We start from the raw sequence: 23,487 nt of genomic DNA on the forward strand, positions 1-23,487 counted from the left end.
GGTGCACGCCGCTCGGCAGGGCGGCGGGCGCGGCGGAGGCGGCGCCGCGCAGCCCGCCCACGCCGTCCGCCGCCAGCTGCGCGGCGCCGCCGTCCTCGAACGTGACGGTGAGCGCGGTGTCACGCGGCAGGGCGGCGGCCCAGGCGGGGGCGGGCCCGTCCGACCAGAGCACGACGGTGGGCGGCAGCAGGCGTACGGCGGCGTCCCGCTCGGCCGCGGCGGTCGCGGCGGCCACCGCCTCGGGCGTGGCCGCGTCGACACCGAGGGCGGCGAGCACCTCGACCACCGTCGCGTCGGCGACGGGCACCTCGGTGTCGGGGGACGGGGCGTACGCCGTGGCGACGCCGTACAGCTCGGCCAGACGGGCCAGGCCCATTCAGACTCCTGCGGGCTCCGTGCCGACGGCCGGGCCCGGCGCGGTCGGTTCGCTGGTGAGGGGGGCGGTCTCGGCGAGCGGCGGCTCGCTGGTCAGCGGGGCGGCGTCGGCGAGCGGGGGTTCGCTGGTGAGGGGGGCGGCGGACAGGTGCGCGGAGGCGGGCACTGTGCGGCTCTGCGCCGGTACGGCGGGTGCGCACAGTGCCCGTCGTTTGGAGGGCTGACCTGCCGGCTTGGGCGACTTGGCGGACGAGCGGGCGGGCTTGCGGACGACGACGGCCACGGGGTGCCTCCAGAGGGTGCGGTATCCGGACCTCGTCAGGCCTACCCAGCGGGCGCGTCCGCAGACGTGTACGGATGGTGAAGGTGCAGCGTCTCACGCTCGGGGGCGCGCGGCGGCACCCGGAACGCGCCGGCGCGGCAGGGCGCGGACCGCGCGGCGCGGGGCGGCCCTGTGCCGTACGGCCGCATGCCGGAGGCGTACCCGGCCCTGGGCGGGGCCGGGTACGACAGTGGCCCGGCCTCAGGCGGAAACGCCGTCGATCCGGGCCATCGCGGCCTCCGCGCCGTAGGGCTGCAAGTACGGCAGCCAGCGCGGATCCCGGTGGCCTGTTCCGATGATGCGCCAGGCGAGGCCGGAGGGCGGGGCGGGCTGCTGGTGCAGCCGCCAGCCGAGCTCGCGCAGGTGCCGGTCGGCCTTGACGTGGTTGCAGCGGCGGCACGCGGCCACCACGTTGTCCCAGGCGTGCCGGCCGCCCCTGCTGCGGGGGATGACGTGGTCGACGCTGGTTGCGATGCCACCGCAGTACATGCAGCGTCCGCCGTCGCGGGCGAACAGGGCGCGGCGGGTGAGCGGCACGGGCCCCCGGTAGGGGACCCGCACGAAGCGCTTGAGCCGGATCACGCTGGGCGCGGACACGACCCGTGTCGCGCTGTGCAGGAAGGCGCCGGATTCCTCCATGGAGATCGCCTTGTTCTCCAGGACGAGGACGAGCGCGCGGCGGAGCGGTACGACGCCGAGCGGCTCGTACGACGCGTTGAGGACCAGGACATGCGGCACGGATGCCTCCTATAACGCCGGCGACGCGTGGCTCGCGCCGGGACGATCTGCTCTCAGTTTCCCCTCATGCCTGGCCGGAACGCCACTACGACCGGGTAACGGGCGCACCGTGTTTTCGACCACAGGCCGATCCTTCCCGCGTGAGCCGTGTCTCTCCCCTCCCCTGCGGGAGCGGGGCGGCCCCGGTCGGCCGTTAGTGTGGTGGACCCCGCCGCCCGGCGTTTTCTGGAGGTTTCGTCGTGTTCTGGTCCGTGCCGACCGGCGTTCCGCTCGCCGCCCCGAGCCCCGGTCCGAGCCCGACGGCGGACGGCATCGGCGAGGCCGCCCAGCGGGCGAACGACGCCGCGAGCTGGGTCGGGCAGAACTGGTCAACGTGGCTGAGCGTCGGGCTGCGCATCATTCTGATCATCCTGATCGCTCTGGTGCTGAGACAGCTGGTGCGCAGGGCCCTGACCAAGCTGATCGCCCGGATGAACCGCAGCGTGCAGGCGGTCGAGGGCACCGCGCTCGGCGGTCTGCTGGTCAACGCGGAGCGGCGCAGACAGCGCTCGGAGGCGATCGGCTCGGTGCTGCGCTCCGTCACGTCGTTCCTGATCCTCGGCACGGCGGCGCTGATGGTGCTGGGGGCGCTCAACATCAACCTGGCGCCGCTGCTCGCCTCCGCGGGGGTGGCGGGCGTGGCGCTCGGCTTCGGCGCGCGCAACCTGGTGACGGACTTCCTCTCCGGCGTCTTCATGATCCTTGAGGACCAGTACGGCGTGGGGGACACCATCGACGCGGGGGTGGCGTCGGGCGAGGTCATCGAGGTCGGGCTGCGGGTGACGAAGCTGCGCGGCGAGGGCGGCGAGATCTGGTACGTGCGCAACGGCGAGGTCAAGCGGATAGGCAACCTCAGCCAGGGGTGGGCGACGGCGGGCGTCGACGTGGCCGTGCGGCCCCGTGAGGACCTGGACCGGGTGAAGTCCGTGATCCTCGCCACCGCCGAGCAGCTGGCCAAGGACGAGCCCTGGTCGGAGCGGCTGTGGGGGCCGGTCGAGGTGCTGGGCCTCGACTCCGTGCAGCTCGACTCGATGGTGATAAGGGTCTCGGCGAAGACGATGCCGGGGAAGTCGTCCGGGGTGGAGCGCGAGCTTCGCTGGCGCATCAAGCGGGCGTTCGACGCGGCGGGGATCAGCATCGTGGGCGGCGCGGCGGCACCGCCCGCCGAGGAGCCGGCCGGGGGCGCGGCGGCCGAGAGCGCCGCGGGGCCCGCGGAGGCGGCGCCCGCGCCAGGACCGGCCAACCCGCAGTGACCGCTGGTCCGGAGCGCGTGGCCGCGGCGTAACACTGTGGTCGCCGCGGGAAAAGCCGATGATTTGGGGTTTTGGGGTATTGACGCCGCCCTTACGTGGGTCATACGTTCCTCGCAACCGATTAGGAAACCTTCCTAACAGTGAACGGGTCACTCCAGTCGGGTCAATCCACCAGTCGAGGAAACAGGGTCCGGGCGTGAGCACGACGACACCTTCTCCGGGCACTCCCCGGGTGCTGCGGGCGATGAACGACCGCGCGGCACTCGACCTGCTCGTCGCGCACGGCCCGCTGACCAGGACCAGGATCGGCGAGCTGACCGGCCTCTCCAAGCCCACCGCCTCCCAGCTGCTGAACCGCCTGGAGGCCGCGGGCCTGGTGCGCACCACCGGCCGGGTCAGCGGCCGGCCGGGACCCAACGCCGCCCTGTACGAGATCGAGCCCACCGCGGCGCACGTCGCCGCGCTCGCCGTGGGGCACACCGGCATCAGCGCCCAGGTGGCCGACATCACCGGCACCGTGGTCGGCACCAGCAGGGTCGAGGCGGAGGCCGGAGCCGAGGACGTGCGCGGCAGGACGGCCCAGCTGGTCGCCGAGGCCGTGGACGGCGCGCTCGCCGAGGCCGGACTCGGCCACGGCGACCTGCACTGCGCGGTGATCGGCACCCCCGGTTCGCTGGACCGCGCCACCGGCGAGCTGCGGTACGCACCGCACCTGCCGGGCTGGCACTCCCGCACCCTCCTCGGCGACCTCGCCGAGGTGCTCGGCACGCCCGTCGTCATCGAGAACGACGTGAACCTCGCGGCGCTCGCGGAACAGGACGAGGGCGCCGCCCAGGACTTCGACGACTACGTGCTGACCTGGCTCGACCGGGGCGTCGGCGCGGCGATCGTGCTCGGCGGCACCCTGCTGCGCGGCGCCACGGGCGGCGCGGGCGAGATCGGCTACATGCCGCTGCCCGGCGCCCCGCTGGCCCGCGGCGGCTCGGCGGCCTGGGCCGAGGACGACGCGGGCGGCGGCTTCCAGAGCCAGGTCTCCGCCGTCGCCGTACGGGCGCTCGCGGGCGGCGCGCCGCTCACCGAGGCGCTCGCCGACCCGGCGGTGCTGGGGATCGTCGCCGAGCGCCTTGCCACCGGTATCGCCGCAGTCGTCGCGGTGGTCGACCCCGAACTCGTCGTGCTCTCCGGCTCCGTCGCCCAGGCGGGCGGCGAGGCGCTGCGCGCGGCGGTGCACGAAGAACTGTCCGGGCTCGCGCTGCCGAGACCCCTGCTGCGGATCAGTGACATCGACGGCGACCCGATCCTGACGGGGGCGCTGCGCACGGCGCTCCACCAGGCGAGGGACGCCGTCTTCGACACGAGCCGCTTCGACGCCGCGCGGTAGGCCCGCGCCCCGCCCGGTCCGGCGCGGCAGGCCCCGCGCCCCCACGACAACCGTCCGACGCGCCCTCCCAGGGGCCGCCGCGCGGTCCCCGCCACCCCCACAGCCGCGAAATGTGCCGGTCAGGCCAACAACCGGCATATATCTCCCGTTCACCCCTCCTCGCAAAGGAAGTCCGACATGGCAGGTTGGCGTATACGCTCCTGCGTGCCCGTGGCACTCGGCGCCGCCGCGGCACTGCTGCTCGCCGGATGTGCCAATCCGAGCACGGGCAGCGCCACCGACGATCCGAGCAAGCCGGTCACGCTGAAGTTCTGGCACGGCTGGTCGGACCCGAACGAGGTCAAGGCGATCGACGCGAGCATCGCCCGCTTCGAGAAGCTCCACCCCAACATCAAGGTCAAGTCCACGGGGAACGTCTCGGACGACACCATCAACCAGGCGCTGCGCGCCGGCGGCTCCGACACCCCCGACGTGGTGACGTCCTTCACCACGAACAACGTCGGCCAGTACTGCTCGTCCGGGATGTGGGCCGACCTCGACCCGTTCATGAAGAAGGACGGCATCGACAAGGCGAAGGTCTTCCCGAAGACTTTGCTCGACTACACCCAGTACGAGGGCGACCAGTGCGCGCTGCCGCTGCTGGCCGACGCGTACGGGCTCTACTACAACAAGGACGACTTCAAGGCCGCCGGGATCACCTCCCCGCCGAAGACCATGTCCGAGTTCAGGGCCGACGCGGTCAAGCTGACGGTGCACGCGAAGAACGGCGCGATCACCCGCGCCGGGTTCATGCCCGACTTCCGCCTGTACCAGAACAGCCCCGACCGCATGCTGGCCCAGTGGGGCCCCACCTACTTCGACAAGAACGGCAAGGCGCAACTCGCGGACGACCCGAAGGTCACGCAGTTCTTCACGGCGATGAACGACATCTCGGCGGCCGAGGGCGGCCACGCGAAGCTGGAGAACCTGCGGGCCGGCTTCGGCGACGAGTACTCGGACGGCAACGCCTTCCTCCAGGGCAAGCTCGCGATGCACATGGACGGCGAGTGGCGCGGCCTGATGCTCAAGGAGGCGGGCGCGAAGTTCCACTGGGGCGTGGCGCCGCTGCCGGTCCCCGACGACCAGGCGAACACCTACGGGCGCGGCTACCTGACCGGCACCGTCACCGGCATCGCGCACAGCAGCACGCACCAGAACGCGGCGTGGGAGCTGGTGAAGTTCCTGACGACCGACACCGACCAGGTGGTGGACTTCGCCAACGACATCCACAACGTGCCCTCGACGAACGCCGCACTCGCCTCCCCGAGGCTGACGCCCGACCCGAACTTCCGGGCGTTCATCAAGATCGCGCAGAACAGGTACAGCTCCGCGATCCCGCCGTCGGAGAACGGCGGCATGTACATCACCTCCTTCCAGGACTTCTCGTTCTCCGAGGAGGAGGGCGGCGTGAAGGACCTCCACGCGGGTCTGAAGAAGCTCGACCGGCAGATCGACGCCGACAACCTCCAGTCGGAGAGCTGAGGAGCAGGACATGGCAGTCTCCCTCCCGTCCGCGACCGGCGCGTCCGCGCGGACCGGCACCGGCGACCGGCCGGACACGACACTGCGGCGCAAGCGCGCCAAGCACCGGCTCAAGGTGCTCGGCTTCCTCTCGCCCTGGCTGATCGGCTTCTCCGTCTTCTTCGGCTATCCGCTGATCGCGACCGTCTACTTCTCGTTCATGCACTACAACCAGATCGAGCAGCCGTCCTTCGTGGGCCTGCGCAACTGGAGGTACGTGCTCGCGCAGATGCCGCTGTTCGGGCCCGCCCTGTGGAACACGATCTGGCTGGTCGTCGTGATGGTGGCGCTGCGGGTGGCGTTCGGCCTGGGCATCGGGCTGCTCATCACCAAGGTCAAGACGGGCGTCGGGTTCTTCCGCACCGCCTTCTACCTGCCGTACCTCGCGCCGCCCGTCGCCGCGACCGTCGCCTTCGTCTTCCTGCTCAACCCGTCGACGGGACCGGTCAACCGGGTGCTCGGCTGGGCCGGCATCCACGGCCCCACCTGGTTCAACGACCCGGCCTGGGCGAAACCCTCGCTGGTGCTGCTCGGCCTGTGGGGCGTCGGCGACCTGATGGTGATCTTCATGGCCTCGCTGCTCGACGTGCCGCGCGAGCAGTACGAGGCCGCCGACCTCGACGGCGCGGGCGCCTGGTCCAAGTTCCGCTACGTGACCTGGCCCGCGATCACCCCGATCGTGCTGTTCGCGGTGGTCACGGGCGTCGTGCAGACGATGCAGTACTACACGCAGGCCCTGGTCGCGGGGAAGATCGCGTCCGGGGTCTCCATCGGCCCCGGCTCGGTCGTCCAGCCCGGCTACCCCGACCACTCCACGCTGACCGTGCCCCAGCTCGTCTACCAGCTGGGCTTCCAGAACTTCAACACCGGCGCGGCGTGCGTGCTTTCGCTGGTGCTGTTCGTCATCGCGATGGCCGTGACCCTGCTCCTGATGCGCAAGAACGCGGGCCTGATCCCGGCGGAGGACTGAGAGATGACCACCACCACACTGAACCCGCCGCGCACCGCGCCGGTACGCGGCGCCGACCCGGGCGGCGCCACCGCGCACCGCCGCAGGAGGGTCCTGCACTGGATCGGCGTGCACGCGCTGGCGATCGCCGCCGCCCTCTTCTTCGTGCTGCCGTTCGTCTTCGTCTTCCTCACCTCGGTGATGAGCGACCAGCAGGCCCTCACCAGCGACCTGTGGCCGCACTCCTGGCACTGGTCGAACTACGCGACGGTGTGGAACACCCCCGGCTTCCTCGGCTGGTGGAAGAACTCCCTGCTGTACGCGGTCCTCGGCACGGCCTTCACGGTGCTGTCGTCCACGCCCGTCGCCTACGCGCTCGCCAAGTTCCGCTTCCGGGGCCGCAGGATGGCGATGATCCTCGTCATCTCGACGATGATGCTGCCGCCGCAGGTCATCGTGATCCCCATGTACCTGGTGTGGGCGCAGCAGTTCCACCTGTCGGGCTCACTGTGGCCGCTGATCATCCCGATGGCGTTCGGCGACGCGTACTCGATCTTCCTGCTGCGGCAGTTCCTGCTGACCATCCCCAACGAGTACATCGAGTCGGCGAAGGTCGACGGCTGCGGCGAACTGCGCACGCTGCTGCGGGTGGTGGTGCCGATGGCGAAGCCCGGCATCGCGGCCGTGGCGCTGTTCCAGTTCTTCTACTGCTGGAACGACTACTTCGGCCCGCAGATCTACGCCTCCCAGAACCCTGGCGCCTGGACCCTCAGCTACGGCCTGGAATCCTTCAAGAGCGCCCACAGCGTCAACTGGAACATCACGATGGCCGCGACCCTGCTCGTCATGGCCCCCGTCATCGTCGTGTTCTTCTTCGCACAGAAGGCCTTCGTCGAAGGCGTCACCCTCACCGGAGTAAAGGGCTAAGGAACCATGAAGCTCGCAGTGGTAGGCGGAGGATCCACCTACACCCCTGAACTCATCGACGGATTCGCGCGGCTGAGGGACACCCTGCCGATCGAGGAGCTGGTGCTCGTCGACCCGGCTGCCGACCGCCTCGGCCTGGTGGGTGGGCTCGCCCGCCGTATCTTCGCCAAGCAGGGCCACCCCGGCCGCATCACCACCACGGACGACCTGGACGCGGGCGTGGACGGAGCGGACGCCGTCCTGCTCCAGCTGCGCGTCGGTGGCCAGGCCGCCCGCGACCAGGACGAGACCTGGCCGCTCACCTGCGGCTGCGTCGGCCAGGAGACCACCGGCGCGGGCGGCCTCGCGAAGGCGCTGCGCACGGTGCCCGTGGTGCTCGACATCGCGGAGCGGGTGCGCCGCAGCAACCCGGACGCGTGGATCATCGACTTCACCAACCCGGTCGGCATCGTGACGCGGGCGCTGCTCCAGGCGGGCCACAAGGCCGTCGGGCTGTGCAACGTCGCCATCGGATTCCAGCGCAAGTTCGCGGGACACCTGGGCGTCTCGCCGTCCGAGGTGCACCTGGAGCACGTCGGCCTCAACCACCTCACCTGGGAGCGCGCGGTGCGCATCGGCGGCCCCGGGGGCGAGGACGTGCTGCCGAAGCTGCTCGCCGAGCACGGCGCCGCGATCGCGGACGACCTGCACATGCCGCGTGCCGTGATCGAGCGGCTCGGTGTCGTCCCCTCGTACTACCTGCGCTACTACTACGCGCACGACGAGGTGGTGCGCGAGCTGCGCACCAAGCCGTCGCGCGCCTCGGAGGTGGCGGCGATGGAGAAGCAGCTCCTGGAGATGTACGGGGACCCCGCGCTGGACGAGAAGCCCGCGCTGCTCGCCAAGCGCGGCGGCGCGTACTACTCGGAGGCGGCCGTGGACCTCGCGGCGTCGCTGCTCGCCGGGGCGGACAGCGGCTCCGGAGGAGCTTCCGTCGAGGATGGTGGTGGGCGACGGGCAGACAGCGGCTCCGGAGGAGCTTCCGTCGAGGGTGGTGGTGGGCGACGGGCGGGCAGCAAGGTGCAGGTCGTGAACACCCGCAACGGGGGCACGCTGCCGTTCCTGCCGGACGACGCGGTGATCGAGGTGCAGGCCGAGATCACGGCCGAGGGCGCGCGTCCGCTGCCGGTCGCGCCCGTCGAGCCGCTGTACGCCGGCCTGATCGCGCACGCCACGGCGTACGAGGACCTGGCGCTCGACGCCGCGCTGCGCGGCGGCCGCGACCGGGTCTACGACGCGCTGCTCGCCAACCCGCTGGTCGGGCAGTTCGCGTACGCGGAGAAGCTCACCGACGAACTGATCGCCCACAACCGGGAGCACCTGGCGTGGGCATGAGCGACACGTCCCCGCCGGCCGTCCTCGCGGTCGACGCGGGGAACAGCAAGACCGACGTGGCCGTCGTCGGCGCCGACGGGTCGGTGCTCGGCGCGGCGCGCGGCGGTGGCTTCCAGCCGCCGGTCGTCGGCGTACGGGCGGCCATCGACACCCTCGCGGTGGCGGTGGCCGCCGCCGCGGCGGACGCGGGGCTGCCCGCGTCCGGCGTGGCCGGGCACCTGTCGGCGTGCCTCGCCAACGCCGATCTCCCCGTGGAGGAGGAGCAGTTGGCCGCGGCGATCCAGGAGCGGGGCTGGAGCGCCACCACCGACGTGCGCAACGACACCTTCGCGATCCTGCGGGCGGGGCTGCCGAGCGGGGACGCGCCGCGCGGCGTGGCCGTGGTGTGCGGCGCCGGCATCAACTGCGTGGGCATGCGGCCCGACGGCCGCACCGCGCGCTTCCCCGCGATCGGCCAGATCTCCGGGGACTGGGGCGGCGGCAGCGGCCTCGCGCTTGCGGCGCTGTGGCACGCGGCGCGCGCCGAGGACGGCAGGGGCGGCCCCACCGAGCTGGCCCGCACGCTCCCCGCCCACTTCGGCCTCGGCACGATGTACGAGCTGATCGAGGCGCTGCACCTGGGGCGCATCGACAGCGCGCGCCGGCACGAACTGACGCCGGTGCTGTTCGCGACGGCCGCGGCGGGCGACGCGGTCGCCGGGTCGCTGGTGGACCGGCTTGCCGAGGAGGTCGTGGTGATGGCGGCCGTGGCGCTCGGCAAGCTGGACCTGCTGGACGAGCCCGCGCCCGTGCTGCTCGGCGGCGGGGTGCTCGCCGCCCGCCACCCGCGGCTCGACGCCCGGATCGCCGAACTCCTCGCCGAGCGCGCGCCGAAGGCGGTCATCGACGTGGTGACGGCCCCGCCCGTGCTGGGCGCGGGGCTGCTCGGCCTCGACCACGTCGGCGCGCCGTCGGCCGCGCACGCCCGCCTCGCGGCGCACTACACGCGCTGAGGCGCGCGGCCCGAAGCCCCGGGCCCCGGTCGCAGCCCCGAGGCGCGGCCGGGGCCCGGACCCTGTTCCGCGCCCCGGGCCTCAGCCCGGGGTGTTGACCATCGACTGTGCGGCGAACGTGAAGTACTGCCAGAGCTGCTGCGCGTGCTCCTCGGCGAGGCCGAGTTCGTCGACCGCGACCCGCATCCTGGCGAGCCACGCGTCGCGGGCCGCGCTGTCCACGGGGAACGGCGCGTGCCGCATCCGCAGCCGGGGGTGGCCGCGCCGCTCGCTGTAGGTGCGCGGGCCTCCCCAGTACTGGATCAGGAACAGCCGGAAACGCTCCTCGGCGGGCCCGAGGTCCTCCTCCGGGTACATGGGACGCAGCAGCGGGTCCTCCGCCACTCCCTCGTAGAAGCGGTGCACGAGGCGGCGGAACGTCTCCTCGCCGCCCACCTGCTCGTAGAACGTCTGCTCGCTCAGCGTGCCGTGCCTGATCTCTGTCACCCCTCCATGGTCGCAGACGGCCCGGCCCAGGGCCCTGGTCCTAGGACCCGCCCAGGGGCACGCGCTCGCCCCCGCGCGGCCCAGGGCCGACAGTGGAGGGGTGGCGGGAACGGGATACGACGAGGAGGCGCACGCCGCCCAGGCGCGGGCGGCGATGGTGCGCGGCATGGCCGCGGCCGGGGCGCTGCCCGACCCCGCGTGGCGCGCGGCCTTCGAGGCGGTGCCGCGCCATCTGTTCGTGCCGTACTACTACGTCGAGGGCAGCGGCGGGAGCAGGCGGCTGTGGTCGGGGGACCCGGACCCGGAGACCCGGTGGCGCTGGCTGGACGGGGCGTACGCGGACACCGCGCTCGGCACGCGGATGCGCGACGGGCGGCTGATCTCGTCGAGCAGCCAGCCGTCGCTGATGGCGCTGATGCTCGCCGCGCTCGACGTGCGCGACGGCGACCGGGTGCTGGAGATCGGCGCGGGCACCGGCTACAACGCGGCGCTGCTCGCCCACCGGCTCGGCGACGGCCGGGTCACCACCGTCGACCTGGACCCGGAGATCACCGAGTCCGCGCGCAACCACCTGGCGGCGGCCGGCTACCGGCCCTTGGTCGTCACCGGCGACGGCGCCCGCGGCTGTCCGCAGCGCGCGCCGTTCGACGGGATCCTGGCGACCTGCGCACTGCCGTCCGTGCCGCGCGCCTGGGTCGCTCAGGCGGCGCCCGGCGCCCGGATCGTCGCGCCGCTCGCCACCGGGCTGGTGAGCCTGCGGGTCGCGGACACGCCCGACGGGCGGGTGGCCCGGGGGCCGTTCCTCGCCACCTCGGCGTTCTTCGTGGCGCTGCGGGGCGCGCCCGCGGCGGGCAGCCCGGAGCCTGCCGCGGGGCTGCCGCCGCACGCCCTCTCGAACGACCTGTTCCGCTTCCTGCTCGCGCTCAGCGCGGAGGCGCTCACGCCCGAGGAGGCGTACCGGCTGTGGCGCCACGAGCGCCGGCCGCGCAGGGACCGCTTCGGCGTCACCGTCACCCGCGAGGGCCAGTGGGCCTGGCTGGACGACCCGCGCGGGCCGCACGTCTGGCCGCTGCCCGAGATCTGAGCGCGCGCGGGCGGCCGGGGCCGTCCCGGTCGATCACAGTCAGCCCCGGTCAACCCCGGTCAGTCCCGGTCAGTCCCGGACGATCCTGATGGTCGTCCAGGCCCCGACGTGCACCCGGTCGCCCTCGTTCAGCGGGACCGGCACATAGGGCTGTATAGGCTCCTCGCCGCCGTTGAGAGTGGTGCCGTTGGTCGAGTTCTGGTCGACCACGGCCCAGCCGCCGTCCGGCTGCTGCACGAGCATCGCGTGCTGGTGCGAGACGCCCGGGTCCTCGGGCGGCACGGCGAGGTCGATGTCGGGCGACTCGCCCGTGGAGTGCCTGCGGCGGCCGATGGTGATCTGGTTGCCGGTGAGCGGCATGTGCTGCTCGGGCGAGTACGCGGGCAGGTTGAGGCCCGCGGCCTCGGGGCCGCTGCGGTGCATCATCGCCATGAAGTACTCGCGGTCGGGCCCGATCACCACGGCCCACCTGGCCGGCGCCCCGTACCCCGGCTGCTGCGGCACGGAGCCCTCGCGGCCGTCCTGTCCAGGTTCCGGGTGCTCCATGCCGGGCGGGGGCGGGAACGGCCGGTCGAGCGAGGGCGGCGGCAGCGTCCAGTCGTTGTCGGCCGCGGGCGGAGCGGGCGGCCGGGGCGCGCCGCCGTCGAAGGACGGCGGGGCGGGCGGCCAGTCGCCGTCGGGGCGGCCCGGGGCCTGCCGGAGCGGCCAGTCATCGTCGGCGGGGCGGCCCGGAGCCTGCGCGGGCGGCCAGTCGTCGTCAGCGCGTCCGGGGGCCTGCGGGGGCGACACCCGCTCGAAGCGCGGCGGGCGGGGCGGCGGCGCGCCCCAGCCGTCGTCGGGGCCGCCGGGCCGCCCGGCCGAGGGCCCTGGGCCGGGCGCGGGCTCGGAGAGCAGGGGCTCGGCGGGCCGGTTGATCTGCGAGGGCCGCGTGCCGGACGGCTCGTACGGCGGCCCGGGCGGTCTCGTGCCGTACGGCGGCTCGTGCGGGCCGCCCTGCGGGGGCGGGCCCGGCGGCGGCGCCTGGCCGGGCGGCGGGGTCTGGAAGCCGGGCGGCAGTGTGACCCCGGGCCCCTGGCCCGGGGTGGTGCGCGGCGCGAGCGGCGTGTACGAGGTCGCGGTGTTGGTGAGGAAGTTCCAGCGGCACTCCTCGCAGTACGGCGCGTTGGCCTCGCGCGGCGTGCGGCACTGCGGGCACAGCTCGGGCGCCGGGGCGGGCGCGGGCGGCGGGTAGCCGTAGCCGGGCGGCGCGGAAGGGGGCGGTACCGCGGCGCCGCCCATGCGATGGCCGCAGACCTCGCACCAGTCGTCGGAGCCCGACTGATGTCCGTTGGGGCAGGTCGGCATGGCTGCGCTTCCCCCTCTCTCCACCGGCCTCGTGGCCGTCGCTCTGTCGTGCGTGCGGTGTGCTCGGCCGCGGCGCGCGGCGTCCCCCTGTGGCTCCCCCGCCGGGCTACTTCTTGTTCTTGACCCGTACGGTCTTGGTGGAGCGCGTCTCCAGGGTCATCTCGTCCGCTTCCGTAACCTTCGCCTTCAGTCGCACAGTACCCGTCGCGGCGTCGACCACGTCCACCACCTTCGCAAGCAATTTCGCCGTATCGGCGTTTCCCGACGACTCCGCGAGCTGCACGGCTCGGCCGAGTTTCGCCGTGGCGCGGTCGAATTCACCCGCTTTGCGCGCGTCCAGGCCCTGCTGGATCGCCTGGGCCAGTTCGGCCTGGCCCGTGTAGTGCGCGACCTGCGGATTGATCGCCGTGGACGCCTCCATGTCGTCCGTCCACACCGCCCGCACCAGGCCCTGGGAGAGGACTTCGGGGGCGGCGCCGTGCACCGCGGGCAGCACGAGGGAGACCCGCGCCGCCAGCATCTCCCGGCCGACCGCGGCCTCCGGCACCTCTACACAGACGTGGTAATCGCGGGATTCGTCACCCCAGGACCCGGTCGGGTAGTCACCGGAACGCGGGCCCGACTCGGCGCGCCTGCCGGTCAGGTCCTCCACGGTCGGCGCGACCTGCTTGACGAAACGGACCCGCGCGCCCTTCGGGGTCCACAGCCGCAGCGCGACGTCCGCGACCTCCTTGCCCATCGCGGTCTCCATCATCTGCGTGAAGTCCGCGGCCAGCCGGCCCGGGTCGGCGACGATGTCGGCGGTGCCGAGCAGCGCGGAGGCGACCGCGGTGACCTCCTTGACCTCCCAGTCGGTGCCGACGCCACGAGCGTCGCAGGTGAAGCGGCCCGTACAGGCGTCGAGCGCGGCGAGCAGGTCCTCGAGGGACTCGTGCTCGTTGCGGCCGTCGGTGAGCAGGATGGCGTGGCGGATCGGCACGTCCGCGGTGGCGAGCAGCCGGCCGGCGAGCCGGAGCCAGCTGCCGATGGCGGTGCCGCCCGCCGCGCTGAGGGAGCGCAGCGCGTAGGTGGCGCGCGAGCGGGTCTCCGCGTCGGCGACGGCGAGCCGGCCGCCGCCGGGATAGACCTCCCTGGCGACGTGGGTGCCGGCGACGACGGCGAAGGAGACGCCGTCGCGCAGGGTCGCGACGGCCGCGGCGGTCGCCTCGCGGGCGTTGCGCATCTTCGCCGACGGGTAGTCCATGGAGCCCGAGCAGTCCACCATGATCACCACGGCCGCTTCGGCACCGCGGCCCGCGGGGCCGCCGCTTGTGCCGCCACCGGTGGCGGTCACCGTGGCGATCGCGTTGACCTCGCGGGCACCCTCGGGGAGGTACTCGTTCTGGTACACGTCGACTCTGAACTGCGGCGCGTTCGGCTTGGAGAAGTTCGCCATGGGTCGGCTCCTCGGCACTGGGCCCGCTGGGGCGCAATCGGTGGGATCGGGCGTGGATCTGGTGGAGTCGGGCGGGGCTGCGTCCGGGGGGAGACGGTGCGGGTCGTGCGGGTCGTGCGGGCTTTCTGATCGTGCGGTCGCGCCGGTCGCGCCGGTGTACAGGGGCGCGGCGGCGGACGGCCCGCGGAGTGCGGCGGCGCGGTCCCGCCCGCCGGGGACGGGCGGGCGCGGCCGTGCCGGGCGCCGGCACCGACGCCGCGCACGCCGCGGGGGCGGCGCCGGACCAAAGGGCGGAGATCGGGGCGGAGCGGTCAGGTCGCGGCGCAGGCGGATTCTGCCCCCGCCACCGGCGGGGCGAACGGCAGGACCGCCACTGTTACGTTGTCGTGGCCCCCGCCGTCGAGAGCGTGTCCGACGAGGACGCGCGCCGCGTGCAGGGGCCTGGCCGAGGCGTCCCGGGGCACGGCGCGGGCCATCTCCTCCACGCCTTCCGCGTAGTTCCACAGCCCGTCCGTGCAGACCACGACGGTGCCGGGCCGGTCCGGCTTGAACGAGGCGGTGTGCGGCTCCAGTTCGTACGCGTCCGCGCCGAGCCAGCCGGTGATGGCGTGCGCCCGCTCGTCGGCGTACGCCTCCGCCTCGCTCATCAGGCCCGCGGCCACCATCTGCGCGGCCCAGGAGTCGTCCTCGGTGAGCCGCGCCGCCGGGCCCGTGCGGTCGTCGGGCACCCAGTACGCGCGGCTGTCGCCGACCCAGCCGACCACCAGCAGGCCGCCGAGCGCGACCGCGCCGACGATGGTGCAGGCCGGCGCGTTCCTGCCGGGCCCCGACTCCCCCGCGGGGGCGCTGCCGACCAGGTCGTCGACGGCCTGCGCCGCGGCGACGATCGCCTCGTGCATGGCCTGCTGCGGGTGGGTGCCGCGCGGCAGGGCAGCGAGCAGCGACTCGTTGGCAGCGGCGGACGCGGCGGCCGAGGCCTCGTCGGGGCGCGCGGCGGAGGAGACGCCGTCGCAGACCACGGCGACCACCGCGGGGGTGCCGTCGCCCGCCGCCGCGGTGGACACGGCGAACGCGTCCTCGTTGCGGTGGTGGCGCAGGCCGCGGTCGCTGACCGCGGCGACGGCCCCGAGGTCGCGCTCGACGTGGTCGCGCTCGCGGGGCTGGGCGTGCCCGCAGTTCTCGCAGTAGCCGTCGCTGTCGACCCGGCCGGCCCGGCAGGCCACGCAGAGCGCCTCGCCCGGCGGCGGCCCGGCAGGCTCGGCGGCGCGCGGGTCCGCAGACGGGTCGGCGCGCACGCCCGGGGCGGGCGCTTCCGGCGCGGGGGCCGCGGGAGGAACGGGGGCCTCGGGGCGGCCGCCGCCCGGGGCCGGGGCGCCCCTTCCGGGTGACGGGAGCACGAAGTCGCCGGTGTCCGCGGACAGCCTGGCGCCGTGCGAGTCGACGCCCGGCAGGTCGCCGGGGTGCTGGGTACTGACGGAGGCGTCGGGCCCGCCGCCCGCCTGGGCCTGGGGCCACGGGACCCGGGCAGGACCCGCGCCGCCGCCCGGCGCCGCCGTCGCGCGGCGGGGCGCCTCCTCGGGCAGCGGCGGCGACGCCAGGTCGTACCCGCAGGCACCGCAGAACAGGTCGCCCGGCTCCACCGGTTCGCGGCAGGCGGGGTTGGGGCAGGGCGAGGTGCTGACGTCCCGCTGGTGCTTCTGCGCCATCACTCACACCCACGTCCTGGGGCGGAAACGGTTGGCCCGCTCCACCAGTTCGATCCTCTCCTCGCCGCGCTGGGCGAGCCGGGCGAGTGCCCGGTACGAGCGTTCGAGGCCGAACCGCAGGCCCCGCTCGTCGAGACTGCTGCCGAGGAGGGTCGCGGCCGTGTCGGGCCGCGCGCCCCGGCCCCCGGAGATTACCCAGTCGAGGGCCGTGCCGAGTACCTCGGCCGACAACTGCTCCCTGCGCACCGCGTCGAGCCCGAGCTGCCGCAGCGCCTCCACCTGCCCGGCCGCGGCGGTCAGGTCGGGCAGCAGCGGCTCGGCCGCGATCCGTCTGCGCAGCCGCGCCCGTACGGCCGCGACCCGCGCCGCCGTGAAGTGGATGGACGCCTCGGGCACCGACTCCAGGGTCGCCACGGCGCCGTCCCTGTCCCCCGCTGCCAGCTGCACCCGGGCGAGCCCGAACGCGGCGCTCACATAGCTCGGGTCCGTCGCCCATACGAGTCGGTAGTACTCCGCCGCGTTGTCGAGCTGGCCGAGCACCTCGGCGCACAGGCCGAGCGCGAGCTTCGGCGCGGGCTCGCCCGGGAAGGCGTCGTAGACCGCGTCGAAGGCGAGTGCCGCGGTGGCGTGGTCGCCCGTCACCAGGGCCATCAGGCCCCGGTACCAGACGACGCGCCAGGCGTCGGGGTGGCGGGACTCCACCGCCCCGAGCGCGGACCCCGCCGCCGCGGTGTCGCCGTGCTCCAGATGGGCGCGCACCTCCCGCAGCCGCACCTCCGTCGCGTCGCCCGAGGTCTGCCGCTTCGCCACGTCCAGCGCGGCGATCAACTCGCCGTACGAGGAGGTGGCGAGCAGGCCCGCGATGAACCCGGCGTCCGGGTCGCCCGGGTCGACCCGGGGCACGGGCAGGGCGAGCACGGTCGCCCGGACGTCGAGGGGGACGAGCCGCAGCGCCTCGGCGACCGCGCCCTGGGCGCCGCCCCGCGGCGCGCCCGCGTACGGCGCGGGGAGCGGGCCGCGCTGCGCGGGCACGCCGGCACCCGCCCCGGCGGGCGGGAGCGTGGCGACCGCGGGGTCCGCCCACGCGACGCCGGGGGCCACGGCGGGTGCGGCGGCCTGCGCGCGGGCCGCCCTGCGGGCCCTGCGGGAGACCGCGCGGCGGGCGCCGAGCAGCGACACGTCGTCCTTGAGCTCGGCGAACAGCCGGGTGTCCGCGACCCGCACCTCGGGCCCGAACAGCGTGGACAGCGCGGGCCTCGGCCGGCCCGTCTGGAGCGCCACGACCTCCCGCAGCACCCCGGTCAGCTGCTCGGCCATCTCCTCGGCCGACGAGAACCTGCGGGCCGGGTCGGGGTCGGTGGCGCGGACCAGCAGCCGGTAGAAGGACTCGTAGCGCCGGAACACCTCGATGTGCTCGGGGTCGGGCAGCGAGTCCACGAACACGTTGGTGTAGCCCTGGAAGTCGAACGTGAGCACGGCGAGCGTGCGCGCGACCGTGTACAGGTCGGAGGCGACGGACGGGCCCACCTCCGCGACCTCGGGCGCCTGGTAGCCGACGGTGCCGTAGATCGCGGACTCGTCGTCGTCCATCCGCCGCACCGCGCCCATGTCTATGAGCTTGAGCTGGTCCTCGGTCTGGAGGGCGTTGTCGACCTTGAAGTCGCAGTAGAGCAGGTGGCGGCTGTGCAGGTGGCCGAGGGCGCCGAGCGCCTCGATGCCGTACGCGCACGCCTGCTCGACCGGCAGCGGGTCGCGGCGGCCGGTCTGAGGGGAGCGGCGGTCGTTGGCGATCTCCTTCAAGGACTTGCCGCCGACGTACTCCATGACGATGTAGCCGTCGAGCGAGCCGGTGCGCGGGTCGAGGTGCTCGACGAAGTTGTAGATGCGGACGATGTTGGCGTGCTCGATCTCGGCGAGGAACCTGCGCTCGGACACGGCCGCGGCCATCGCGTCCGCGTCGCCCGTGTCGAGCAGGCCCTTGAGCACCACCCAGCGGCCGTCCACCGCCCGGTCGACCGCGAGGTAGATCCAGCCGAGGCCGCCGTGCGCGAGGCACCCGGCGATCTCGTACTGGCCGTGCACGACGTCGCCCGCGCGCAGCTTCGGCACGAACGAGTACGGGTGGCCGCACTTGGTGCAGAAGCCCTCGGTGCGGCCCGGACGGCCGCCGCGCGAACGGCCCACCGGGGCGCCGCAGTCGGAGCGCGAGCAGAACCGCTTGCGCTCGGGGACCTCGGCGTGCTCCATGACGGCGTCGCGCGGGTCGGGCCGGGGCACGGCGGGCACGGCGACGAGGCCCGCGCCGAGCCCGCCGCGGCCCGATGCGGCGCCCGAGCTGCCCGAGCTGAGCACGGAGAGGGACCTGGCGGAGGTCTCGCCCGTGAGCCCCCGGGAGAGCCGCCCCGAGACCGACCTGTGCGAGGTAGCCGACCGGGACGAGGACGCACCGCCCGCGACCCCGGCGGACCCGGTCGACCCGGTCGACCCGGCGTTCCCGGTCGACCCGCCGGAACCGGCGTTCCCGGGCGGCCCGGCCGCCGGCGCCGATCCGGCCGCGTGCCCCGGTCCGGCAGGACCCGTCGCCGCGCCCGCCGGCCCGGCCGGTCCCTCTGACACGGCTGGTCCCGCCCCCGCCCCCGCCCCCGCCCCCGCCCCCGGCGGTCCCGACGTGGGGCCGCCCGCGCCGCCCGCGCGGCCGGCGGCGGGGCCGGTCGGCGGGGAGGAGATCGCGCCCGTGGGCGAGACGACGGGCGCGAGGCCGCAGGTGTCGCAGTAGAGCTCGCCCCCGCCCACGTCCTCGTACGCGCCGTCGCAGTCCGGCCGCTGACACGGTGTCGGCGCCGTGCTTCCCGTCTCCCCCGTCATCCCCGCTGCCCCCGTCCGTCGCGTTCCCCGTCGTGCCCGTACTGCTCCGCGGGCCCGCGCTGGCCCGGCACCTGCCCGGGCCCCTGCCCCGTCGCCTGTCCACGCGCCTGCCCCGCGAGGTCGGCGGCGAGGTGCTGGTAGCGCAGCACCGCCTGCTCGGCCACCCGCAGGTCGCAGGGCGCGCTCCACAGCATCCTGCGGGCCGCGTCGTACCGCTCGGCGAGCAGCGGGTCCTCCGCGAGGCCGAGCCGCGCCACCTTCGCCCGGTACGCGTCGAGCCGGCCGCGCAGCTCGGCGCGGACCGCGAGCGGCGCGGTGACCGCCGTCAAGGACTCGCGGGCCCGCAGCAGTTCGTCCTCCGCGTCCCGTTCGAGCGCCTCCAGCAGGGGCGAGAGCCTGTGCCACTGCGCGTTCCTGCGGTACTCGGCGGCCGTCGAGAGCCGCTCGTGCAGCACCGAGGAGGGCCCGCTGACCGCGGGCACCTCCGTCGCCGCGATCTTGGCGAGCACCTCGCCGCGTGCCGCGCGGGCCTCGGTGAGCGTGCGGTCCGCGCGCGAGATGACGTCGCGCAGCCGCAGCAGCCGCTCCTCGGAGTCCTTGCGGACTTCGAGCACCGCCTCGATCTCGCGCCGCACGTCCTCAAGGGCGCGGGCGGCCCGGTCGTAGCGCCGGGTGTCGGGCGTTCCGCCGCCCGGCGCGGAACTGCCCTGCGCCGGCCGCCAGTACGCGAGCGGGTCGGACACCACCTCGGCGCGCAGCGCGGTGAGCTCGTCGGTGATCTCCGCGAGGTCGTCCCCCGCCGGGTGCTCGCCTGGGCGCACCCCGACGGAGTGCGCGAGGGAGCGGGTTCGGCGCAGCTCCGCCGCGAGCAGGTCGATCCGGGCGGGCAGCGCCGACCACACCGCGTCCGCCGCCACGATCATGTCGAGGGACGCGGCGTACAGCTCGTTCATCCGGTCGACGAGCTGGGCGAGCGTGAAGTGTTCTGCGAGCCTGCCGCCCGTGCCGCCGACCGTGACGGAGGGTCCGCGCAGCCGCTCCGTGAGCTCCGCCAGGTCGTCCCTGGTGGGCCAGCGGCGCCTGGCGCGCAGCGCGGCCGCCTCGTCGAGCGCCTTGGTGTAGGCGTCGTAGTACGTCCACAGCACGGTGATCGACTGCTCGGTCGCCGCCCAGCGGCTCCTGGTGACGCCGGCGAGCTCCGCGCCTTCAAGCAGCCTGCGGCCCGCGTGGTCCTGGAGGGAGAGCAGCGAGGTCTCTATCGCCTCGTGCTCGGCGTGCAGGCGAGCGAGGGCACGGTCCGCCTCGTCCCGGTCGAACACCGGTCCCGGCGATGTCCCCGAAGGGTCGGGGAAGGGGCCCGTGGCGCCCATCGATCACCTCTCCGCTCGTGGTGCTGGGTGGTTCCCGCGCTTCCGGCGCCGGCCGGCCGCGCGGCCCGCCCGGGTCAGTGCCCGGTCAGGTAGAGGGGGGCGGGCGGTCCCGCCGAGGGGCCGAGCTCCGCCTTCAGCCACTTGTCGTACGACCTGCGCCAGGGGCTTGCGGCCCCACCGGAACGGTACTGCTCCAGTACGGAGTTGACGCGGGCGACCAGGTCGTCGGCGCCCGGTTTCGCGGCGACGCCGTAGTACTCCGTGGTGAAGGGCTTCTTGCCCTTGAGCTCGACCGCCGGGTCCTGCGCCGCCTGTGCCGCGGCGAGCGCGTTGTCGGTGATGACGGCGTCGACCAGGCCGAGTTGGAGCCGTACCAGGCAGTCGAGCTGGTTGGCGACGCTGAGGTCGTCGGCGTCGACGTGGTGCGGGTTGTAGCCCTTGCCGTTGGACCTGTCCCAGAAGACGACGTGGTACGGGTTGGCCTTCTCCAGCTCCTGCACCGCCGTCGAACCGGTCGCGGTGCACACGCGCTTGCCGCTGAGCGACTCGTTGTAGCCGGTGATGCCCGAGCCGTCCCTGGGCGCGAGCACCTGCTGGCCCGCCGTGAAGTAGGCCGTGGAGAACTCGGCCTGGTCCAGGCGGTTGCAGGCGATCGTCATGGTCCGCACCACGAGGTCGACCGAGCCGTTGGCGAGGGCGGTCGTGCGCTCCGCGGTGGACACCGGTTTGAAGGTGACGGCGTCCGCGTCCCCGAAGATGTTCTTCGCTATGGCGTGCGCCAGGTCGATGTCGAACCCCTCGAACTGGTCGGTCGCCGGGTTCAGATAGCCCCACCGGTAGCTGTTCTGGTCGACGCCGACGACGAGTGTGCGCTGGTCGCCCTTGCGCGCGAGCATCGCGTCGAGGGTGGGCCCGCCGGCCGTGGAAGCCGGGACGCTCGCCTCGGCGGGCTGCCCGGTGCTCGGGCACTTCTCCTCCCGGGAGGGCGCCGCGGGGGCCGTGCGGGCCGCGGCCTGCTCGGCGCCGCCGGAGGGGTGCGGCGGCGTGTGCGGGGCGGTGTGCGGCGGCGTCCCCGCATGCGCCGCGTCCGCTGCCGCGGGCCGGGCCCCGTGCTGGGCCCCGTGCTGGACGAGGGGGACGGCGACGAGCGCCGCGGTCACGGCGCAGGCGGCGCCGACCGCGGTGAGGCGGCCCCTCGCGCGGGGCCTGCCGGACACGGAACCCATGGCTCCCCCTCTTGTTCCCGCTCTCGCTCTCACCGGAACTCCGAAAGCCTGCGGCCCACTCCGAGGATCGCGCTCACGGCGGCGAGGGCCGCGAGCAGCGCGGCGCCGAGCCAGACCAGGGTGAGCGCGCCCCTGCCGTCGCGCGCCGAGGTGGTGAACTCGCGCTGCTCGTAGCCGATCGCGGTGGCGATCCCGGTGTTGACGTCGTCGAACGCCTGCTCGCTTGTGGCGCCGGGGCCGTCCAGTGCCTCGCGGGCGTCCTGGAACCTGCCCGCGGCCCCGTCAGCGCTGCCGCGCCTGTGGCGCTCCTGCCAGGTGGTGACGGCGGCGATGGCGTCGGTGACGGGGTCGGCGCCCCCGGTGCCTGCGGCCAGCGCCCTCGCGTGGTCGAGCTCGGCGGCCAGCGTCTTCGTCTTGGCGCCGAAGTCGACCTCGTACTTGTCGGTCCTGCCGTCGGCGGCGACGACGGAGCCGCGGGAGACCAGCGTCAGGCTCTCGTCGGCGCGGGCCTTGAGGGCGTTGATCCTGGCGGCGTTGAGCGCGGTCAGCGAGCGCTGGCCGTGCCGGTCGGCGTTGTCGAGGCCGAGGCCGCCGACGGCCTGCGCCGCGACCAGCCACAGCACGGCGGCCGTGCACGCGGCGGTCGCGGTGAGCAGGCCCCGGTTGAACACCCTGTGGGTGTGGCGGTAGTTGCGCCGCTGCGCGGCAGCCAGCGCGGCGAGGGCGAGCACGCCGAGCGCGAGCGCCGCGTACGGCCAGCTCTGGGCGTCGCCCGACTGGGCGCGCAACTGGCCGCTCTCCTCCTCGTAGAGCGCCTCCGCGTCCGGGAGGATCCCGCCCGGCCTGGTCATCCGGTCGTTCGCGTACCGCAGGTAGGCGCCGCCGAGCGGCAGGCCGCGGCGGTTCTCCGCGCGGGCCCGCTCGATCAGGCCCGTGTAGACGGGCAGTTGTTCGGTGATGCCGGCGATCAGGTCGGCGGAGCGGCTGCCGGGCTCGGTGTTCTCCGCGACGTCGGAGAGCAGCCCGGCGGCGCGGGCGATGTCGTCGCGGTAGGCGTCCTGCACGGAGGCGGGTTCGGTGGCCCCGGAGAGGAAGCCGGTGGCGGCCTGCGTGTCGGCGTCGGCGAGTGCGCCGTACAGGTCGGCGGTGTCCTTGACGGTCTGTCCCCGGCTGACGACCGCGTCGGCCGAGGCGAACCGGTCGGCGCTCTGCCAGGCGGCGACCGCGCCGAACACGACGACGGCGAGCGCGAGCCCGGCGCCGATGATGCGCAGCCTGCCCGGCTCCGTGCGGGCCGCGCGGCGCACGCGGACGGCGGCCTCGCGCCACGCCTCGCGGCGGCCGCCGGGTCCCGCGCCTGACGGCGGCGGGGGCGGCGGGGGCGGCGGGGGCCCGGGACCCGCGGGCGGCGCCGCCGTGTTCGGCAGATGTGTCACGCGACCTTCCCCCTCAGGTCCTGGTGTCGTCCCGCCCCCCGGCGGACGCCGGGGCGCGCCCCGGTCAGCAGTATGGCCGTCACGACCGGCGGCGCGCACCGGCCTTGACTGGATCTTGTCCGCCCGACATCCGCAGAAGCGTACGGTATGGCCTCTGCTTCCGAGCACGCAGCGGAGGCGGGCACCGGTTCCCCACCCCGCCACCACCGCCCCGGAGCCGGCCCCCAGGCCGCGGGCCGCTTCCCTCTTACGGGCGTGTCCTCCGGGGGCGCCCGCCCTGACACGCTCCCGGACCGGTCGTCCCGCCTCCGAAGGACCGGGCAGGGCCGGGGCCCGGGCGCGCCTCGGATCCGGGCGGTGCACGCACGCGGCGCCCCGGGGCGCCGTCCCCGCGAGGGGCGGGCCGGGTGCGCGTGAAGGACCGGGCCGGGCGGGGGCGCCGGGCCCATGGCGCCCGAGCCGGGCGGGGCGCCGGCCGGGCGGGTCAGGTGCGGGGGGACGGTGAGGCCGGGCGAGTCAGGCCCGTGCGACGGTGAGGCCAGGGAGAGCGGCCAGGCCCGTGCGACGGCGAGGCCGGGCGAGTCAGGCCCGTGCGACGGTGAGGCCAGGGAGAGCGGCCAGGCCC

18 protein-coding genes and 1 pseudogene are annotated in these 23,487 nt (G+C 74.6%); 8 read left to right on the plus strand and 11 right to left on the minus strand.

The features are described from left to right. The 3 genes and pseudogenes from ABEA77_RS26460 to ABEA77_RS26470 form a co-directional block, all read right to left on the minus strand. Window positions 1-376 (minus strand): annotated as a pseudogene (locus ABEA77_RS26460) (4-alpha-glucanotransferase); the annotation flags it as partial. Next, complete coding sequence (locus ABEA77_RS26465) at window positions 377-577, minus strand: hypothetical protein (protein ID WP_345652686.1); 201 nt, start codon at window positions 575-577, stop codon at window positions 377-379. 321 nt (window positions 578-898) lie between these two features. Continuing rightward, entirely contained in the window at window positions 899-1,435 is a 537-nt protein-coding gene (locus ABEA77_RS26470; RefSeq protein WP_345652627.1) for an HNH endonuclease, read from the minus strand. Window positions 1,436-1,674: 239 nt separating this feature from the next. Between ABEA77_RS26470 and ABEA77_RS26475 the strand changes: the two genes are divergently transcribed. The 7 genes from ABEA77_RS26475 to ABEA77_RS26505 all read left to right on the plus strand — a co-directional run bounded on the left by ABEA77_RS26475 (window position 1,675) and on the right by ABEA77_RS26505 (window position 9,910). Continuing rightward, the gene (locus ABEA77_RS26475) at window positions 1,675-2,727 is read left to right on the plus strand and encodes a mechanosensitive ion channel family protein (protein ID WP_425588394.1); all 1,053 of its coding nucleotides are present in this window, start codon (window positions 1,675-1,677) and stop codon (window positions 2,725-2,727) included. A 244-nt stretch (window positions 2,728-2,971) separates the two neighbouring features. Next, window positions 2,972-4,108, plus strand: a complete 1,137-nt coding sequence (locus ABEA77_RS26480) for an ROK family transcriptional regulator (protein ID WP_345652690.1) — start codon at window positions 2,972-2,974, stop codon at window positions 4,106-4,108. Window positions 4,109-4,285: 177 nt separating this feature from the next. Beyond that, window positions 4,286-5,629, plus strand: a complete 1,344-nt coding sequence (locus ABEA77_RS26485) for an ABC transporter substrate-binding protein (RefSeq protein ID WP_345652630.1) — start codon at window positions 4,286-4,288, stop codon at window positions 5,627-5,629. 10 nt (window positions 5,630-5,639) lie between these two features. Next, window positions 5,640-6,638, plus strand: coding sequence for a carbohydrate ABC transporter permease (locus tag ABEA77_RS26490; RefSeq protein WP_345652633.1), 999 nt, complete (start codon window positions 5,640-5,642; stop codon window positions 6,636-6,638). A gap of 3 nt (window positions 6,639-6,641) precedes the next feature. Beyond that, entirely contained in the window at window positions 6,642-7,544 is a 903-nt protein-coding gene (locus tag ABEA77_RS26495; RefSeq protein ID WP_345652635.1) for a carbohydrate ABC transporter permease, read from the plus strand. A 6-nt stretch (window positions 7,545-7,550) separates the two neighbouring features. Then, window positions 7,551-8,918, plus strand: a complete 1,368-nt coding sequence (locus tag ABEA77_RS26500) for a 6-phospho-beta-glucosidase (protein ID WP_345652638.1) — start codon at window positions 7,551-7,553, stop codon at window positions 8,916-8,918. Next, a complete protein-coding gene (locus ABEA77_RS26505; protein WP_345652641.1) occupies window positions 8,915-9,910 on the plus strand; it encodes an N-acetylglucosamine kinase in 996 nt (331 codons plus the stop codon). The genes ABEA77_RS26500 and ABEA77_RS26505 overlap by 4 nt, the downstream gene beginning before the upstream one ends. Before the next feature lie 81 nt (window positions 9,911-9,991). Here the strand turns inward: ABEA77_RS26505 and ABEA77_RS26510 are convergent, their stop codons facing one another. Then, on the minus strand, window positions 9,992-10,396 hold the full coding sequence (locus ABEA77_RS26510) for a globin (RefSeq protein ID WP_345652643.1): 405 nt from the start codon (window positions 10,394-10,396) through the stop codon (window positions 9,992-9,994). A 154-nt stretch (window positions 10,397-10,550) separates the two neighbouring features. Here ABEA77_RS26510 and ABEA77_RS26515 point away from each other — a divergent pair, with 154 nt between their 5' ends. Then, entirely contained in the window at window positions 10,551-11,480 is a 930-nt protein-coding gene (locus ABEA77_RS26515) for a methyltransferase domain-containing protein (RefSeq protein WP_345652692.1), read from the plus strand. Between the two features lie 69 nt (window positions 11,481-11,549). Here the strand turns inward: ABEA77_RS26515 and ABEA77_RS26520 are convergent, their stop codons facing one another. The 7 genes from ABEA77_RS26520 to ABEA77_RS26550 all read right to left on the minus strand — a co-directional run bounded on the left by ABEA77_RS26520 (window position 11,550) and on the right by ABEA77_RS26550 (window position 22,862). Then, a complete protein-coding gene (locus tag ABEA77_RS26520; protein ID WP_345652645.1) occupies window positions 11,550-12,824 on the minus strand; it encodes an FHA domain-containing protein in 1,275 nt (424 codons plus the stop codon). Window positions 12,825-12,930: 106 nt separating this feature from the next. Then, window positions 12,931-14,259 carry a vWA domain-containing protein gene (locus ABEA77_RS26525; protein ID WP_345652648.1) on the minus strand — a complete coding sequence of 443 codons (1,329 nt, stop codon included), beginning with the start codon at window positions 14,257-14,259 and terminating at the stop codon, window positions 12,931-12,933. A 311-nt stretch (window positions 14,260-14,570) separates the two neighbouring features. Then, window positions 14,571-15,965: a PP2C family protein-serine/threonine phosphatase gene (locus tag ABEA77_RS26530; RefSeq protein ID WP_345652651.1), complete on the minus strand. Its 1,395-nt coding sequence runs from the start codon at window positions 15,963-15,965 to the stop codon at window positions 14,571-14,573. A 3-nt stretch (window positions 15,966-15,968) separates the two neighbouring features. Further along, window positions 15,969-18,830, minus strand: a complete 2,862-nt coding sequence (locus ABEA77_RS26535) for a serine/threonine-protein kinase (protein ID WP_345652654.1) — start codon at window positions 18,828-18,830, stop codon at window positions 15,969-15,971. Further along, window positions 18,827-20,200, minus strand: coding sequence for a coiled-coil domain-containing protein (locus tag ABEA77_RS26540; protein WP_345652658.1), 1,374 nt, complete (start codon window positions 20,198-20,200; stop codon window positions 18,827-18,829). Before ABEA77_RS26540 ends, ABEA77_RS26535 begins: the two co-directional genes overlap by 4 nt. 74 nt (window positions 20,201-20,274) lie before the next feature. Next, window positions 20,275-21,426: a glutamate ABC transporter substrate-binding protein gene (locus ABEA77_RS26545; protein ID WP_345652661.1), complete on the minus strand. Its 1,152-nt coding sequence runs from the start codon at window positions 21,424-21,426 to the stop codon at window positions 20,275-20,277. 29 nt (window positions 21,427-21,455) lie between these two features. After that, window positions 21,456-22,862: a hypothetical protein gene (locus tag ABEA77_RS26550; RefSeq protein WP_345652664.1), complete on the minus strand. Its 1,407-nt coding sequence runs from the start codon at window positions 22,860-22,862 to the stop codon at window positions 21,456-21,458. Between the last annotated feature and the right edge of the window lie 625 nt (window positions 22,863-23,487).

The organism is Streptomyces tremellae (genome assembly GCF_039540215.1).
GTDB lineage: Bacteria > Actinomycetota > Actinomycetes > Streptomycetales > Streptomycetaceae > Streptomyces > Streptomyces tremellae.